The sequence below is a fragment of the Streptomyces sp. NPDC051286 genome (genome assembly GCF_044455345.1).
Taxonomy (GTDB): Bacteria; Actinomycetota; Actinomycetes; order Streptomycetales; family Streptomycetaceae; genus Streptomyces.
Genome location: NZ_JBITER010000009.1, coordinates 40338 through 57186, shown reverse-complemented (window position 1 = coordinate 57186; position 16849 = coordinate 40338). Strand labels below are relative to the sequence as shown.

The window sequence follows — 16849 nt, the reverse complement described above, 5'->3', positions numbered from 1 at the left end:
GCCCCCACCTCGCCGAAGAGGGGTGATATGGCCCCGGCTAGGCTGCTGCCTCATGGACGTACTCATCAATGTCTTCGTCGCGCTGCACATCATCGGCATCGCCGCCCTCCTGGGCGGCTTCCTGACCCAGATGAAGGCGATGGGCGCGGGCACGGCACGCTTCGTCCCGGCGATGCTGCACGGCGCGCTGACCATGCTGGTCACCGGCGTCGCGCTGGTCGGGCTCAACCAGGCCGACGGCCATTCGGTCAACAACATCAAGATCGGCGTGAAGCTGGCGGTCCTGGTGGTGATCCTCGCGCTGGTCTACATCAAGCGGGACGAGGAGAAGGCCGAGAAGGGCGTGTTCGCGGCGGTCGGCGGACTGACGGTCGCCAACATCTTCATCGCGATGCTCTGGACCTGAGCCGGACCACCCTCATGCGAGAGTGAGCCCCTGCCGGATCCGGCAGGGGCTCACTCTCGCATGAGGGCCCGCCGCTACGCCGGGCGCACGCTGCCGTAGATCGGCATGTAGTAGATCGACTCCTCGCGGACGTTCGCCCCCGGCTTCGGGGCGTGGATCATCATGCCGTCGCCTTTGTAGATACCGACATGGCTGATGTCGTCGTAGAAGAAGACGAGGTCACCCGGCTGCAGGTTGGCGGTGGCTATCCGGGTGCCGACCTCCACCTGGTCCCAGGTGGTGCGGGGGATGTCGACGCCCGCCGCCTTCCAGGCGGCCTGGGTCAGCCCCGAGCAGTCGTAGGAGGAGGGGCCCGTGGCTCCCCAGACGTACGGCTTGCCGATCTGGGCGCGGGCGAAGGCGAGAACCTTCTCGGCCTTCGAGGTGGCGCTGGTGTCCGAGCCGGTCCCGGTTCCCGCGCCCGTCCCCGTCCCCGTGCCCGTCCCCGTCCCCGTGCCCGTGCCGCCGGTGGAGCCGGCCTCCTTCGCCGCCGCCTCGGCCTTGCGGTCCGCCTCGGCCTTGGCGGCGGCCTGCCGGCGGGCGAGTTCCTCCGCCTTGCGCTTGGCCTCCGCCTCCTTCTCGCGCTCCAGCGCCGCCAGCCGCGCCTTCTCCTCGGCCGTCAGCTTCGACAGCATCGCGCGCGCCTCGCCCAGCTTCTTCTGGACGGATTGTTTGCTAGTCCGGAGCGTGGCCTGGGACTCGGTGAGCGTCTCCAGGCTCTGCACCGCCTCGGTGCGCTTCTTCGCTGCCGCTGCCTGCTGCGTACGGAAGTCCGTGACCGCCTTCTGCTGCTGGGCGGTCATCCGGTTCATCAGCTGGTTCTGGTCGAAGTACGACTGCGGGTCGTCGGCCAGGAAGAAGGTGGCGGTCGGGGCGATGGAGCCGGTGCGGTACTGCGCGGCCGCGTAGTTGCCGAGGGTCCTGCGCGCCTCGTTCAGCTTGTCGGCGCGCTCGGCCACGTCCTCCAGCAGGGCGTCCACCTTGCCGCGCTGCGTGGCGGAGGCCTCCTTCGCCCTGTTGTACTGCTGGGTCGCGGTGCCCGCCTGCCGGTAGAGGTCGTCGACCTTCTTCTGCACGTCCTCGATACTGGGCTTGGGTGCGCCCGGAGCGGCCATGGCGCTCTGGGTCGACAGCAGGGTCACCCCTGCCAGTGCGGCCGTCGTGAGCCCGACGGCGGGGGTGGTGGTGCGTGCCCGGCTGCGCGGTTTGCGATGCGATGCCAAAACCGGCGTCTCCTTCCGTGGACCGCCTACCGGGTTAGCTGTCGGGTTCGGGCGGAACGGAAGGCTGCCCTACGGTCCGAGTGGGGATTTGGACCGATTCACCCCGGTTTGTCCTGTGGGTCCCCGGCTCCGAACTTCCCTGTGGGCAGCTCGGATTCGGCGTGGGAGCCCGCTCGGCGTGGTTCGCCTCAAGGGGGTACGGGCCGCCCGACGGAGCACGCTAGCCAACCGTGTTGCCGCTGTGAAGGTTGATGTTCGATATGTCCGATACGTTTTCGTGACCCTGGCGAAGAGGGGCCGGAGGACGTAGTCCGGGCCTCGTTTTCCTTACGGGGCGTGGGTGGCTGCTCTCCATGCGTAGGCGCCTTCCGGTCGGGCTTCTCCATGCGGCCGCAGAGTGTCGGTGTGTCGCCCTAGACTCGTGAGGCGATGAGCAGCCTCTTTGACGACAGCTTCCTGGCCGGCCTCCAGCACCCGGAGGAAGAACCCCCGCCGCCCCCCGAGGACTCCGCACCCGAAGCGGTGCCGGAGGACCTCTTCGCGGGTGTGTTCGACGCGCCCCCGCCGCCTCGGGACGCGTACTACCGGGACGGCGCCCACCGCCCCGCCATCGACTCCGCCGCCCTGCTCGACGGGCTGAACACCGAGCAGTGCGCCGCGGTCGTGCACGCCGGATCGCCGCTGCTCATCGTCGCCGGTGCGGGCTCCGGCAAGACCCGGGTGCTCACCCACCGCATCGCCCACCTGCTGGCCGAGCGCGGCGTGCACCCCGGCCAGATCCTGGCGATCACCTTCACCAACAAGGCCGCGGGCGAGATGAAGGAGCGCGTCGAGCAGCTCGTCGGACCGCGCGCCAACGCCATGTGGGTCATGACGTTCCACAGCGCGTGCGTCCGGATCCTGCGCCGCGAGTCGAAGCGGCTCGGCTTCACCTCGTCGTTCTCGATCTACGACGCGGCCGACTCCAAGCGGCTGATGGCCCTGGTCTGCCGCGATCTGGACCTCGACCCGAAGCGCTTCCCGCCGAAGTCGTTCACGGCCAAGGTCTCGAACCTGAAGAACGAGCTGATCGACGAGGAGACCTTCGCCGGCCAGGCGGCGGACGGCTTCGAGAAGACGCTCGCCCAGGCGTACGCGATGTACCAGTCCCGGCTGCGCGAGGCCAACGCACTGGACTTCGACGACATCATCATGACGACGGTCCATCTGCTCCAGGCGTTCCCCGACGTCGCCGAGCACTACCGCCGCCGCTTCCGGCACGTCCTCGTCGACGAGTACCAGGACACCAACCACGCCCAGTACACGCTCGTACGCGAACTGGTCGGCCCGGCCGGAGAAGCCGACGCCCCCGCCGAGCTCTGCGTCGTGGGTGACGCCGACCAGTCGATCTACGCCTTCCGTGGCGCGACGATCCGCAACATCCTCCAGTTCGAGGAGGACTACCCGAACGCGACGACGATCCTGCTGGAGCAGAACTACCGCTCCACGCAGACGATCCTCTCCGCCGCCAACGCGGTCATCGAGCGCAACGAGAGCCGCCGCCCCAAGAACCTCTGGACGAAGGCGGGCGAGGGCGCCCGGATCACCGGCTACGTCGCGGACACCGAGCACGACGAGGCGCAGTTCGTCGCCGATGAGATCGACCGGCTGACCGACGAGGGCGACGCGAAGGCCGGCGACGTCGCGATCTTCTACCGGACGAACGCGCAGTCCCGCGTCTTCGAAGAGATCTTCATCCGCGTCGGCCTGCCCTACAAGGTCGTCGGCGGTGTGCGCTTCTACGAGCGCAAGGAGGTCCGGGACATCCTGGCCTACCTCCGGGTCCTCGCCAACCCCGAGGACACCGTTCCGCTGCGCCGCATCCTCAACGTGCCCAAGCGCGGTATCGGCGACCGCGCCGAGGCGATGATCGACGCCCTGTCGTTGCGTGAGAAGATCACGTTCCCGCAGGCACTGCGCCGCGTCGACGAGGCATACGGCATGGCGGCCCGCTCGGCCAACGCCGTCAAGCGGTTCAACACGCTGATGGAGGAACTGCGCACGATCGTCGAGTCCGGCGCAGGCCCCGCCGTGGTGCTGGAGGCGGTGCTGGAACGGACCGGCTATCTCGCCGAGCTCCAGGCGTCCACTGACCCGCAGGACGAGACCCGCATCGAGAACCTTCAGGAACTCGCCGCCGTCGCGCTCGAATTCGAGCAGGAGCGGGGGGAGTCCGCCGGGGAAGAAGGTACGGGCACACTCGCCGAGTTCCTGGAGAAGGTCGCGCTCGTCGCCGACTCCGACCAGATCCCCGACGAGGACGAGGACGGCTCCGGCGTCATCACGCTGATGACGCTGCACACGGCCAAGGGGCTCGAATTCCCGGTGGTCTTCCTGACCGGCATGGAGGACGGCGTCTTCCCGCACATGCGCGCCCTGGGACAGGTCAAGGAGCTGGAGGAGGAGCGGCGCCTCGCCTACGTCGGGATCACCCGTGCCCGTGAGCGGCTCTACCTGACGCGGGCGGCTATGCGCAGTGCGTGGGGTCAGCCCTCGTACAACCCGCCGTCGCGGTTCCTGGAGGAGATCCCGGACCAGCACCTGGAGTGGAAGCGGACCGGGCCGATGGCGGCCCCGGCCGGACCGACGTCGGGGATCACGTCGTCGCTGTCCTCGTCGCGCGCCCGCTCGGGCCCCTCGGGCTTCGCGACCCGGCGCACCTCGGACAAGCCGACGGTCACGCTGGTGGTCGGGGACCGGGTCACGCACGACCAGTTCGGGCTCGGCACGGTGACGGCGGTCGAGGGAGTCGGCGATCAGGCGAAGGCGACGGTCGACTTCGGGGACGAGCGGCCGAAGAAGCTGCTGCTGCGATACGCGCCGGTGGAAAAGCTCTAGGAGGGCACGGAAGATCTTGGCCGGGCTCCCGGCGTCTTGCACGCACATCTGCGGCGTTGCCAAAACGGCCTGATAGCTCCGCTATGAGGCCGCTTCGGCGCCTTGCAGCTGCACGCACCAGACGCCGCTCGCTGATCCGGCCAAGATCTTCAGCACCCTCCTAGGGTCACTCGCTCGGATCATGCAGGGCTGACCCGAGCGAAAGACCCTGGGGGTCCGCCCCAGAGCCGACGGGGCGGGTGCGGGTGTCCGCCCCCTGTCGGCGGGTGGGGCCTGCTCCGTGGCGGGATCGGCTGCTCAGGATGGGTTGAGGCCGTGGCTGCGGAGCCAGGGCAGCGGGTCTATGGCCGCTCCGCCACCGGGCCGGACCTCGAAGTGCAGGTGCGGGCCGGTGGAGTTGCCGGAGTTCCCGGAGTAGGCGATGACGTCGCCGGCCTTGATGGGGCCCGAGCGGATCCTGGTGCTGCTGAGGTGGCAGTACCAGGTCTCGGTGCCGTCGGCCGTGGTGACGATGGCCATGTTCCCGTAGGCGCTGTTCCACTGGGTGCGTACGGTGCCGTCGGTCGCGGCCATCACCGGAGTGCCGTACGAGACGGGGAAGTCGATGCCCGTGTGCACGGACATCCAGTTGACGCCCGCCTGGCCGAAGTAGGCGCTGAGGCCGTGCTGCTTGACCGGCAGCAGGAACTTGGGCCGCAGCGCCTCTTTCCGGGCGGCCTCCTCCTCGCGCTTCTTCTTCTCGGCGGCCTGCCGCTCCCTCAGGTCGATGCGCTCCTGGGTGCGGCTGGCGCGGTCGGCGAAGTTCGCGGCGTCGGCGCTGAGGTTGGCGAGCTGGGTGTCGAGCTTGTTGTTGGCGGCGACCGGCTTGACGCTGCCGGGGTCGGCGGCCGCCATCGACATGGTGTCGTCCTTGGTGTCCCCGTTGCTGCCGAGTCCGCCGACGGAGGCGGCGGCGATACCGGCGACGCTCATCACGCAGGCGGAGGGGACGGCGACGGTGAGAAGAGCGGAACGCTTGACGGGGGTGCGGCGCCGGCCGCGGCTGCCACCGCCGCCGCGGGTGACGGAACGGCTCGCAGGGCGGGGGATGCCGACGATGTGGTGCACCGCCCGGTCTGCGCGGTCTGCCGCGTCGTCCGTGTCGGCGTCGAAGTCCGAATCCAGGTCGACGACGCCGAACTCGGAGGTCGCGGTGATGTCCGCGGGCTCCGCGGTTGCGGCCGGCGGGTAGGGCTCGTACGGAGCAAAGGAACCCTGGTCCTCGTACGTCTCGTACGCGGCTTGTTCGGGTTCGTACGACTCGTGCGCGGTGTGCACGGTTTGCTGTTCGTGCTCGGGCGTGGCGCCGGTGTTCCAGGCCGTGGCGTCGTACGTGCCGGTGTCGTAGGCAGCCGTCTCGGTCGTCGCCCACTGGCCGATCTGGTGCCAGCCGTTGGTGTCCCACCCGCCCGAGGTGTCCGGAGCGCCGCCCTGCGCGGGGATGCCCGGGGCTTCCGGCATCCAGGTCGCGGTGGTGTCGTACTGCTGCGGGTGCTGGGTCCCGTAGGCGGCGTAGGGGTCGTACACGGCGGTCTGATGTGCGCCGGTGTCCCACTGGGCGGAGTCGTACGGGCCGCTGTACCCGGCCTGTCCGGTGTCGTAGCCGCTGCTGTAAGCGGTGGTGTCGTACGTGCCGTCGTAGCTGCCCGGGAGGGAGCCGAAGAGCGGGTCGCTGTCGTAGCTGCCCGTGGAGTGGCTGTCGTAACCGACATACCCGGCGTAGGGGTGCTGGTCGTTCACCAACTTCTCTCTCGCCTCGGCAGCAGGACCTGGGTCTGGGGACCCGGTGGGGGGAATCCCAGGGGAAAGCAGTGGCCGCGACTGTACCCGGCAGTACGTGACGGCGACAATCTTCGTCGGGTCCTGGACTCGCAGGAAACGGGCAATCGGCCGTCTTTCGGGGGGCTGTGCACAGACCCTTGGCTCTATGTTCGAAACATGTTCTATTCGATGGGCCTCGGGTGGGCGGAGGGTTGCTGTCCGCGCTGCTAGGTGGTGCTTGAGCGCATCCCGCCGCAATGCCCGAGCCCGGGCGGTCACCGCAGCCTCAGAGCCTGTCGGGTGACCTCTGATCGGGCGGCCACGCCCTGGCACGCACGCTTCCGGCGTTGCCGAAATGCCCTGGTAGCTCCTTCCCCAAGCTCTCAACTTCGTTCGAGCAGGGGAGACCCCACCCAAGGCCATCCCGGCGCCTTGGAATCGCACGCACCAGGCCGCGTCCGCTCTCCGATCGAAGGTCACCCGACAGGCTCTCGGGGCAGGTGCGGCCGGACCGGTCACGCCACCGACGCGGCTCCTGGGTTTCCTGCTGGTCCGGTGGCTCCTTGTTCGGCGGTCTCCGTGGGTCCTGCGGCTTGTGCGGCCCCTGAGGCTTCCGTGGGTCCTGAGGACTCCGCGTCTACGGCCATCGATGCGCGGGATTCCAGTGCCTGGCGGACCGCGGCGGCGACGGCCGGGTGCACGGGGAGCGCGAGATGACCGATACCGCAGACGCGTACGTTCAGTGCGTCGAGATCCGGATGGTCGATGCAGGCTGCCTCGGCCGGGACGATCACCCGGTCCAGTTCACTCCAGAAGCTCACGAACCGGGTGCGGCAGCCGGGTGCCGGCCTGCGCAGTTCCTCGATCGGTGCGGAGCCTGTACGCATCTGGCGCACGACGGGGTGCGCACTCGCCAGCGGGGCGACAGCCGTGCCCCCGTGCGGTGTGCCGAGAGTGACCAGGGTGCGGACCCGCTGGTCACCGCCCAGCCGCTGTACGTAGTACCGGGCGATCAGGCCACCGAGGCTGTGGCCGACGATGTCGACCTCGTGGTGACCGGTGCGGGCGCAGATCTCCTCGACGTGCCGGCCGAGAAGTTCGGCGGCCGTGCGGATGTCACAGGTCAGTGGTGAGTAGTTGAGCGACTCCAGATGGTGCCAGCCGTGCCGGGCGAGGGAACGGCGCAGCAGGACGAACACGGAGCGGTTGTCGATGAACCCGTGCAGGAGCACGACGGGCCGCCGCTCGAGGCTCTCGGTGGGCAGGGCCCGGGCTCCGGCCGGTGCGGTGGGCGGCTGTTCGGCCGGGGGCGTCGCGTCATGCCGCTCCCCGGTCATGCCCGAGGGGTAGAGGAGTACGTGCCCGACGAGCACGACCAGCTCCAGCGCGGTGGCTCTCAGTAGTGCCGATGACAGCCAGGCGCGGCGCAGACACGGCTGGCGCAGCAGTAGCGGATGAAAAGGCAGGACCTTCATGGCCGACCTCCTGCTTCGGCGCACGGGAGGCGGCTCAGGTCCCCGTATGCCCTCATGGGGCGCCGTGGCAGAGGCGCGGGTGGCTGGTCGGACCACCGTGTCGACGGGCCGTACCACCGTGCCGTGCGGCTGACGGCGCGGTGGTACGGCGACCTCGTTGCGGCTCCCCTTGCCTCCGTGGCCCGCGCGGCAGGTGTGCCGCGTGATGCGGGAACGGGGCCTGGCGAACATGTCCCAGGTGTGATTTCCCCCTCCCGGCCCACCGCGAAACGGCGGGTTGCGGGATGCTGTCGATAACGTTCGTTCACATCCCCGGCCCTTTCCGGCACGGGAGACGCATGTGGAGGCAGTGATGGGTGTGACCGGTCCGATCCGTGTGGTGGTGGCCAAGCCGGGCCTGGACGGCCATGATCGCGGGGCCAAGGTGATCGCGCGGGCGCTTCGCGACGCCGGTATGGAGGTCATCTACACCGGCCTCCACCAGACGCCCGAGCAGATCGTGGACACCGCGATCCAGGAGGACGCCGACGCGATCGGCCTCTCGATCCTCTCCGGCGCGCACAACACGCTCTTCGCCAAGGTGATCGAGCTCCTGAAGGAGCGCGAGGCGGAGGACATCAAGGTCTTCGGCGGCGGCATCATCCCCGAGGCGGACATCGCGCCGCTGAAGGAGCAGGGCGTCGCGGCGATCTTCACCCCGGGTGCGACGACGGGCTCGATCGTCGACTGGGTGAACGCCAACGTCCGCCAGTCCGCAGACGCCTGACCCGGGCGGGCCGGGGCGTCCGTCCGCCCGGTGTCCTGTGTCCTCAATCGCCTGCCCGGTGCGAGACCGAGCCCGTCGAAGGGGTCCCCCATGCCCTGGAGACCGTGGGGAGATTGAGGACACAGCACGGCGCGGGCCGTGCAACCCGCCGCCGGCACCACCGCAGCCCCTACATCGCCTCCGGCATCAGCTCCACCTCCATCGCCGCGCGCAGCCGCAGGGTGGAGACCAGACGCCGGAAGGCCTCCGACCAGTAGCCGGCGGCTCCCGGCGACGCACCCTCCGGCTCGTCCGGTGTCGCCGTGAGGACCTCCAGGCGGTCCGCCTCCGCCGGGTTCAGACAACGCTCGGCGAGGCCCATCACGCCGCTGAAGCTCCACGGATAACTCCCCGCGTCGCGGGCGATGTCGAGTGCGTCGACGACCGATCTGCCCAGCGGCTCCGCCCAGGGAATCGCGCAGACCCCCAGGAGCTGGAACGCCTCGGACAGCCCATGCGCGGCAATGAAGTCGGCCACCCACGCGGCCCGTTCCGCATCGGGCAGTGTGGCGAGGAGTTTGGAGCGCTCGGCGAGCGACGCCGTTGCGGGGCCGTTCGACGGGGGCACAGAGGGGGCGCCCAGCAGCGCGCGGGCCCACTCCGGGGCCCGCTGCCGCACCGCCGCCCGGCACCACGCCGCGTGCAGCTCCTCACCCCAGCCGTCGGCGACGGGCAGCGCGACGATCTCCTGCGCCGTACGCCCGCCGAACCGCGCCGGCCAGGTGGACAGTGGGGCCGACTCCACCAACTGGCCCAGCCACCAGGACCGTTCGCCCCGGCCGGACGGCGGCGCCGCGACCACGCCGTCGCGCTGCATGTCCGCATCGCATTCATGCGGTGCCTCCACGGCGATGGACGCGGAACTGGCCGTCAGGTCCGGGTTCACGCACGACGCCGCACGGGCCGCCATCCGCCCGGCCAGCGCCGACTCCGGCAGCGCGGACAGCAGCTCGGCGGCCGTCGCGCGGACATTGCGGCTGCGGTCGGAGAGCGCCTGCTCCAGGAACGGTTCGTCCGCACCGGACAGCCCGGTACGCAGCGAGTCCACGAACATCAGCCGGTCCTCGGCACGCTCCGTCGGCCACGTGCTGGTCAGCAGCGCGAGCGCGTTCCCCGGATCATGCGCGCGTACAGCCCCGAGCAGGGCGACGCGCTCGGCGAACAAGCCCTCCTCCCACAGCCTGCGTACCGCCTCCGGGTCCGTCACCTCGGGCCGCGGCGCGCCGCCGGCCGAGCCGCGCAGCGCGAACTTCCACTCGGGGTTCAGCCGGGCCAGCCACAGCCCGCGCGGCCCGGCGAACGCCAGGGCCTGCGGCCGCAGGTCGGTACGGGCGCGGGCCGCGTCCAACAGCGCCGGGAGCAGCGCCGCCGGAGCCCGGTAGCCGTGCAGACCGGCTGTGGCCAGCCACTGCGGGATCAGCTCGGTGAGATCCGGCGCGGCACCGCGCCGACCGCCCGCAGTGCCCGGCGCCGACCGGTCGGCGAGCAGCTGGGCGAGTCTGCGCCGCGCGGCCGGCGGCAGGGGCGGCCGGGGATCGGCGGGCGCCGTCCCCGGCCGTGCGGCCGCGGGCGCGGGCAGCAGTCCGGCTCTGTGCCGCACGGTCTGCAGCGCCGCCGCGTCCAGGAGCGCGACCGGCCCCCCATCACCGCCCGCCATGGACGGTCGGCGATCGGTGCCGAGCAACGCCGAGGTGACGAGCTCTTCCCACGGGGTGGTTGTACTGGGCATCGGTCCTCCTCCAAGGATCAGATGAGCGGTACGGTCTCGGCCGCACCGCCGTCGGAGCCATCGGCCCAGGCGGCGAGCGGGTCGAAGCCGCGGTGGCCGCATTCGCCGAACACCGTGACGGGCGCACCCCCGGACAGCGCGACGAGCTTCCACAGGCCCGGCCGGGACAGCGCCGACGGGACGACGGGCAGGGCCGTACCGCCTGTGGCGTCCGCCAGTTGCCAGCCGTCGCCCGAGGGCACCGGTATGACCTCGCGCAGCGTCGCCGGCCAGGACTCCAGCCAGGGGTCGTCCCGCAGGGCGCGCCCGTACGCGGCGGCCGCGGCCGCGGTCGTGGAGCCCCGAGGGGGAGTGCCGGACGGCACCGGCGTACCGAACTGCGCGCCCAGCTCCGCCCGTAGCTGCCCGCCCCCCTGATACGGCGTGAGTTCGGCGTCGAGCGTGACGCCCACCGGCAGGGCCTGCCCGGGGGAGCGCCCGGCCGCTCCGAAGGACAGCAGCAGCGCGGTGCGGCCCGAGTCCTTTCCGAGCAGCCAGATCCGACGCGTGACGATTCTGCCGTCCGGGGTGTCGTACTGGGCGAGGACCAGCCACCGGTCACGGACCGGGAGGCCGTCGGCGGGGGATGTCAGACCCACCCGCGTACGGACCGTCGCGGCCAGCGGATCCGGCAGCCGGTCGATGCCCAGCCAGGCGGTGTCCAGCAGATGCAGCAGCGCGCACTCCTGCAGCAACCGCGCCGGCCAGCCGGGGCCGGACGCCGGGATCGCCTCCAACTCACGGACCCGGCCGGCAAGTCCCGGGGCCTGTGCGTCGACCATGCGGGCCGCCGTCTCCTCCCACAGCCCGTACCCCGACTGGTCGGCCGCCGCCAGACCGCCGCGCACCAGGTCCATCAGCCGCTGCTCCAGCTCCTCTGCGCCGCCGGTGATCCGCCCGGCCCGCCGCTCGGCGCGCCGCCGGGCGGCCTCCGGGTCCGCCGGAGCCGCCGCGGAGCCACCCGCAGCCGCCTTCGCCGCCGCGCGTCCGCGCCGGCCGTCGAGCCACTCCCGGGCCCAGTCCGGCACCTCCGCCGGCCCGAGCACCGCCTCGTCCGACGCCCAGAGCAGCAGCAGACCCAGGGCGTGCTTGCACGGGAACTTCCGGCTGGGGCAACTGCACTTGTATGCGGGGCCCGTCGTATCGACCACCGTCCGGTACGGCTTGCTTCCGCTTCCCTTGCACAGACCCCACACCGCGCCCGACCCGTCGCAGCCCGCACCGGACCACGGCCCGGCCGAACCGAGCTTGCCTCCCGCCTTGCGTGATGACTCGTCAGGAGTGAGGGCCAGCACCTGCTCCACCGTCCAGCGCGCCACTGGAGCAGCGGTGCGCGAGGGTTCTCCCCCGTGAGATAGCAGCATGGCGACGACGGTAGGACGCGGCACTGACAATCGGCTCCGACCTGCGGAGACAGCCGATTGTCAGTGGTGTGGTGCACGGTGGGAACCACATCCGGTCGACCGATCTGGAGGGGGATCCATGACCGTGTCCGAAACCACCGCAGGCGTCGGCGCAGCAGCTCTGCGCCCGCATGCCGAGGACGCTTTCGCCGACGAGCTGAAGGCGCTCGCCGCAGCCGACGACCGCCCGCGTCCCGCCCGATGGAAGCTGTCCCCGTGGGCGGTGGCCGCCTATCTCCTCGGCGGTGTGCTGGCGGACGGGACGGTGATCACACCCAAGTACGTGGGGCCGCGCCGCCTCGTCGAGGTCGCCGTGACGACGCTCGCCACCGACCGGGCGCTGCTGCTCCTCGGCGTTCCCGGTACCGCCAAGACCTGGGTCTCCGAACACCTCGCGGCCGCTGTCAGCGGCGACTCGACGCTGCTCGTCCAGGGCACGGCGGGCACACCCGAGGAAGCCGTCCGCTACGGGTGGAACTACGCGCAGCTGCTGGCGCACGGACCCAGCCGCGATGCACTGGTGCCCAGCCCGCTGATGCGTGCCATGTCCGAGGGCATGACCGCGCGGATCGAGGAGCTCACCCGCATCCCCGCCGATGTGCAGGACTCGCTCATCACGATCCTGTCGGAGAAGACGCTCCCCGTTCCGGAGCTGGGTCAGGAGGTCCAGGCCGTCCGGGGGTTCAACGTCATCGCGACGGCCAACGACCGCGACCGCGGGGTCAACGAGCTGTCCAGCGCCCTGCGCCGCCGGTTCAACACGGTCGTGCTGCCGCTGCCCGCCACGCCCGACGCCGAGGTAGACATCGTGTCCCGGCGCGTCGACCAGATGGGGCGCTCGCTCGACCTTCCGGCCGCCCCCGACGGCATGGCCGAGATCCGACGGGTGGTCACGGTCTTCCGTGAACTGCGCGACGGCATCACGACGGACGGACGCACCAAGCTCAAGTCCCCGTCGGGCACGCTGTCCACGGCCGAAGCCATCTCCGTCGTCACCAACGGTCTCGCGCTCGCGGCCCACTTCGGCGACGGAGTGCTGCGCCCCGGAGATGTCGCGGCCGGCATCCTCGGCGCGGTCGTCCGGGATCCGGCGGCGGACCGGGTGGTCTGGCAGGAGTACCTGGAGACGGTGGTCCGGGAGCGGGACGGCTGGAAGGACTTCTACCGCGCCTGCCGCGAGGTCTCCGTATGACCGGGGCAGTGCCCGCCGCCGGGCCGCTGCTGCTCGGGGTCCGGCACCACGGGCCCGGCTCCGCCCGCGCGGTCCGTGCCGCGCTGGAGGCCGCCCTTCCGAAGGCGGTCCTCATCGAGGGGCCGCCCGAGGGCGACGCACTCCTGCCGCTCGCCGCCGACGAGCAGATGCGGCCACCCGTCGCGCTGCTCGCTCATGCAGTGGACGATCCGGGGCGGGCGGCGTTCTGGCCACTGGCCGAGTTCTCGCCCGAGTGGGTCGCGATCCGCTGGGCGCTGGGCCACGACGTCCCGGTCCGCTTCATCGACCTGCCCGCGGCGCATTCCCTGGCCATGACCGACTCTCCGGACGGGAGCGAGGACAATGATCGGGGAGCTCGGGAAGCTGCCCCGGCCGACGCGGTCGCCGCGCCTCCGTTCGACCCGATCGGCGCCCTCGCCGAAGCCGCCGGATACGACGACCCGGAGCGCTGGTGGGAGGACGTCGTCGAACACCGCGCACCGAACGGCGAACTCGCCGACCCGCGCGCGCCGTTCGCCGCGCTCAGCGAGGCGATGACGGCGCTGCGCGAGGTGTACGGGGACGGCGGGCATCCCCGCGACGCCGTCCGCGAGGCGTACATGCGGATCCAGCTGCGGTCCGCGCGCAAGGAGTTCGGGGACGACATCGCTGTCGTCTGCGGCGCCTGGCACGTGCCCGCGCTCGGTGCGCGGACGACCGTCACCGCCGACCGGGCCCTCGTCAAGGGACTGCCCAAAGTGAAGGCCGAGTTGACGTGGGTGCCCTGGACCCATCGCCGGCTCGCCCGGCACAGCGGATACGGGGCGGGCATCGACTCGCCCGGCTGGTACGGACACCTCTTCGCCGCCCCCGACCGTCCCGTCGAGCGGTGGATGACCAAGGTCGCCGGACTCCTGCGCGACGAGGACCGGTTCGTGTCCTCCGCCCATGTCATCGAGGCCGTCCGGCTCGCCGGGACCCTCGCGGCGATGCGCGGCCGCCCGCTCGCCGGTCTGGACGAGACGACGGACGCGATCCGGGCGGTGATGTGCGAGGGCTCCGATGTGCCGCTCGCGCTCGTCCGGGACCGGCTCATCGTCGGCGAGACGCTCGGCGAGGTGCCGGACACCGCCCCGGCCGTGCCGTTGCAGCGCGACCTCACCAGGCTTCAGCGCACCCTGCGGCTCAAACCGGAAGCGCAGGAACGGGAGTTGGAGCTCGACCTCCGCAAGGACACCGACGCGTCCCGCAGTCGCCTGCTGCACCGCCTGCGGCTCCTCGCGGTCGGCTGGGGCGAACCGGCCACCGGGCGGGGGAGCACCGGCACCTTCCGGGAGACCTGGCGGCTGCACTGGGAGCCCGAGCTGCACGTACGTGTCGCGGAGGCCGGGGTCTGGGGCACCACCGTGCTCTCCGCAGCGACCGCCAAGGCCGAATCGGAGGCCGTGTCGGCGACCGCCCTCGCCGAGGTCACCACGCTCGCCGAGCGCTGTCTCCTCGCCGAACTGCCCGAGGCACTGCCCGTGGTGATGCGGGCCCTCGCCGACCGCGCCGCGCTCGACGCAGACGTGGGCCACCTCGCCGACGCCCTGCCCGCCCTCGCCCGCACCCTGCGGTACGGGGACGTCCGGTCCACGGACACCGCGGCGCTCGGCGAGGTCGCGGCCGGGCTCGCCGAGCGGGTCTGTGTCGGACTGCCGCCCGCCTGCACCGGGCTCGACGCCGACGGAGCCGCCGAACTGCGCCGCAAGGTGGACGGCGTTCACACCGCGATCGGGCTGCTCGCCGGAACCGTACCGGCGGACGGACTCCGTGAGCGCTGGGCCGTCGTGCTGCACAAGCTGGCCGCCCGGGACACGGTCGCGGGCGTCATCCGGGGCCGCTCGACGCGGCTGCTCCTCGACGACGGGCAGCTCGAAGAGGACGACGCGGCACGGCTGATGGGCCTCGCCCTCTCGCCCGGCACACCCCCGGCCGACGCGGCGGCCTGGATCGAGGGGTTCGTCGGCGGGGCCGACGGGGGCGGCATGCTCCTTGTCCACGACGAGCGGCTGCTCGGCCTGGTCGACGCCTGGCTGGCCGGTGTCCCCGCCGACACGTTCACCGATGTGCTCCCGCTGCTGCGCCGCACCTTCTCGGCGTACGAAGCAGGCGTGCGGCGCACGCTCGGTGAGCTCGTACGACGCGGTCCGGCCGCCGGGGCACCGGCCGCGACCGCCGCAGGGACGGCCGCACCCAGCTTCGGGCCCGGCCTCGACGAGGCGCGGGCAGATGCGGTGGTGCCGGTGCTGCGGCTGCTGCTGGGACTGGACGCCGAGGGCGCAGAGGGTGCCGACAACGCCATGGAACCGCTGGGGGCGACAGGATGACGACGGTCACGGAATCAGGCACGGACGCGGAGCGGCCGGGAGCCGCCGGACGGGGCGCGGTGCACGACGAACGGCTCCGGCGGTGGCGCATGGTGCTGGGCGCGGACAGCGCCGAGTCCACCGGGTGCACGCTGACCGGACAGGACGCCGCGATGGACGGTGCGCTGAACGCGCTGTACGGCGGCGGGGGCAGGTCCGGCGGCCGCGGCGGGACCGAGCGCTCGGCCGGACTGGGCGCCTCCGCCCCGTCCGTCGCCCGCTGGCTCGGTGACATCCGCACGTACTTCCCCAGCTCCGTCGTCCAGGTCATGCAGCGCGACGCGATCGACCGGCTCGGTCTCTCCGCGCTGCTGCTGGAGCCGGAGATGCTGGAGGCCGTCGAGGCGGACGTCCACCTGGTCGGAACGCTCCTCTCGCTCAACAAGGCGATGCCCGAGACGACGAAGGAGACGGCACGAGCCGTCGTCCGCAAGGTGGTCGACGACCTGGAGAAGCGGCTCGCCACCCGCACCCGGGCCACGCTGACCGGCGCACTCGACCGCTCGGCGAGGATCAACCGGCCGCGTCACCACGACATCGACTGGGACCGCACCATCCGGGCCAACCTCAAGAACTACCTCCTGCTTCCTGGCGGGGACGGAGCCGGCACGGTCGTCCCCGAGCGGCTCATCGGCTACGGACGCGCCGCGCAGGCGGTGAAGAAAGACGTCGTCCTTTGCATCGACCAGTCGGGGTCGATGGCCGCCTCCGTCGTCTACGCCTCCGTCTTCGGCGCGGTGCTCGCCTCCATGCGTACATTGCGGACCAGGCTCGTCGTCTTCGATACGGCTGTCGTCGACCTCACCGAGCAGCTCGACGACCCCGTCGACGTACTCTTCGGCACCCAGCTCGGCGGCGGCACGGACATCAACCGGGCGCTCGCCTACTGCCAGTCCCAGATCACCCGGCCCGCCGACACCGTCGTGGTTCTCATCAGCGACCTCTACGAAGGCGGCATCCGCAACGAAATGCTGAAGCGGGTGGCGGCGATGAAGGCGTCCGGCGTGCAGTTCGTGACGCTGCTCGCCTTGTCCGACGAGGGCGCGCCCGCCTACGACCGCGAGCACGCGGCGGCGCTCGGCGCGCTCGGAGCACCGGCTTTCGCGTGTACCCCGGACCTCTTTCCGGAGGTGATGGCCGCGGCGCTGGAGAAGAGGCCACTGCCCATACCGGACAAGGAGACCCATCAGTGACAAGGGACTCGCGTCAGCCCGGGAAGGCCGTGCACGCATCGTCCCGTCGCCCGTGGAGGACCGCGTTCCGCAGTCCACGCCCTTCCGGGAGGGCTCACTCCGACGGGACGGCAGCAACTGTCCGTCCAGTCGCCGGCCCGCGCCCGGCGCGCGGGCCGGGCGCGATGCCCGTCCGGCCGTCGAGCACGCGGCGCACGGAGCGGCGGGCCGGAGCCGATCGCTCCGCCTGCCCGAGCGACGCGGTGGCCGCCTTCACCGCT

At 71.6% G+C, this 16849-nt stretch carries 11 protein-coding genes and 1 riboswitch; of the genes, 6 read left to right on the top strand and 5 right to left on the bottom strand.

The genetic code is table 11. The features are described 5' to 3' along the window. Positions 1-52 precede the first annotated feature (52 nt). Positions 53-406 carry a hypothetical protein gene (locus ACIBB8_RS11765; RefSeq protein ID WP_398950986.1) on the top strand — a complete coding sequence of 118 codons (354 nt, stop codon included), beginning with the start codon at positions 53-55 and terminating at the stop codon, positions 404-406. Positions 407-480: 74 nt separating this feature from the next. Here ACIBB8_RS11765 and ACIBB8_RS11760 read toward each other — a convergent pair whose 3' ends face one another. Continuing rightward, on the bottom strand, positions 481-1668 hold the full coding sequence (locus tag ACIBB8_RS11760; protein WP_398950984.1) for an NlpC/P60 family protein: 1188 nt from the start codon (positions 1666-1668) through the stop codon (positions 481-483). A 7-nt stretch (positions 1669-1675) separates the two neighbouring features. Then, positions 1676-1840: riboswitch (cyclic di-AMP (ydaO/yuaA leader) on the bottom strand. A 257-nt stretch (positions 1841-2097) separates the two neighbouring features. On the opposite strand from ACIBB8_RS11760, the gene pcrA reads away from it, so the two are divergent. Then, positions 2098-4545: a DNA helicase PcrA gene (gene pcrA, locus ACIBB8_RS11755; protein ID WP_398950982.1), complete on the top strand. Its 2448-nt coding sequence runs from the start codon at positions 2098-2100 to the stop codon at positions 4543-4545. A gap of 297 nt (positions 4546-4842) precedes the next feature. Here the strand turns inward: pcrA and ACIBB8_RS11750 are convergent, their stop codons facing one another. Both ACIBB8_RS11750 and ACIBB8_RS11745 read right to left on the bottom strand, forming a co-directional pair. Continuing rightward, positions 4843-6324, bottom strand: a complete 1482-nt coding sequence (locus ACIBB8_RS11750; RefSeq protein WP_398950980.1) for a M23 family metallopeptidase — start codon at positions 6322-6324, stop codon at positions 4843-4845. A 536-nt stretch (positions 6325-6860) separates the two neighbouring features. After that, positions 6861-7820, bottom strand: a complete 960-nt coding sequence (locus tag ACIBB8_RS11745; protein ID WP_398950978.1) for an esterase/lipase family protein — start codon at positions 7818-7820, stop codon at positions 6861-6863. Between the two features lie 352 nt (positions 7821-8172). Here ACIBB8_RS11745 and ACIBB8_RS11740 point away from each other — a divergent pair, with 352 nt between their 5' ends. Continuing rightward, a complete protein-coding gene (locus ACIBB8_RS11740) occupies positions 8173-8586 on the top strand; it encodes a cobalamin B12-binding domain-containing protein (RefSeq protein WP_358863017.1) in 414 nt (137 codons plus the stop codon). Positions 8587-8755: 169 nt separating this feature from the next. Here the strand turns inward: ACIBB8_RS11740 and ACIBB8_RS11735 are convergent, their stop codons facing one another. Together ACIBB8_RS11735 and ACIBB8_RS11730 are read right to left on the bottom strand one after the other, a co-directional pair. Continuing rightward, positions 8756-10354, bottom strand: a complete 1599-nt coding sequence (locus ACIBB8_RS11735; protein ID WP_398950976.1) for a DUF5691 domain-containing protein — start codon at positions 10352-10354, stop codon at positions 8756-8758. Between the two features lie 17 nt (positions 10355-10371). Next, complete coding sequence (locus ACIBB8_RS11730; RefSeq protein ID WP_398950974.1) at positions 10372-11757, bottom strand: SWIM zinc finger family protein; 1386 nt, start codon at positions 11755-11757, stop codon at positions 10372-10374. Between the two features lie 118 nt (positions 11758-11875). Here ACIBB8_RS11730 and ACIBB8_RS11725 point away from each other — a divergent pair, with 118 nt between their 5' ends. From ACIBB8_RS11725 to ACIBB8_RS11715, 3 genes are read left to right on the top strand one after another with little or no spacing between them, the layout of a single operon-like run. After that, positions 11876-12988: an AAA family ATPase gene (locus ACIBB8_RS11725; protein ID WP_398950972.1), complete on the top strand. Its 1113-nt coding sequence runs from the start codon at positions 11876-11878 to the stop codon at positions 12986-12988. After that, positions 12985-15357: a DUF5682 family protein gene (locus ACIBB8_RS11720; protein ID WP_398950970.1), complete on the top strand. Its 2373-nt coding sequence runs from the start codon at positions 12985-12987 to the stop codon at positions 15355-15357. Before ACIBB8_RS11725 ends, ACIBB8_RS11720 begins: the two co-directional genes overlap by 4 nt. After that, positions 15354-16589, top strand: coding sequence for a VWA domain-containing protein (locus tag ACIBB8_RS11715; protein WP_398950968.1), 1236 nt, complete (start codon positions 15354-15356; stop codon positions 16587-16589). Before ACIBB8_RS11720 ends, ACIBB8_RS11715 begins: the two co-directional genes overlap by 4 nt. The last annotated feature ends 260 nt before the right edge of the window (positions 16590-16849 follow it).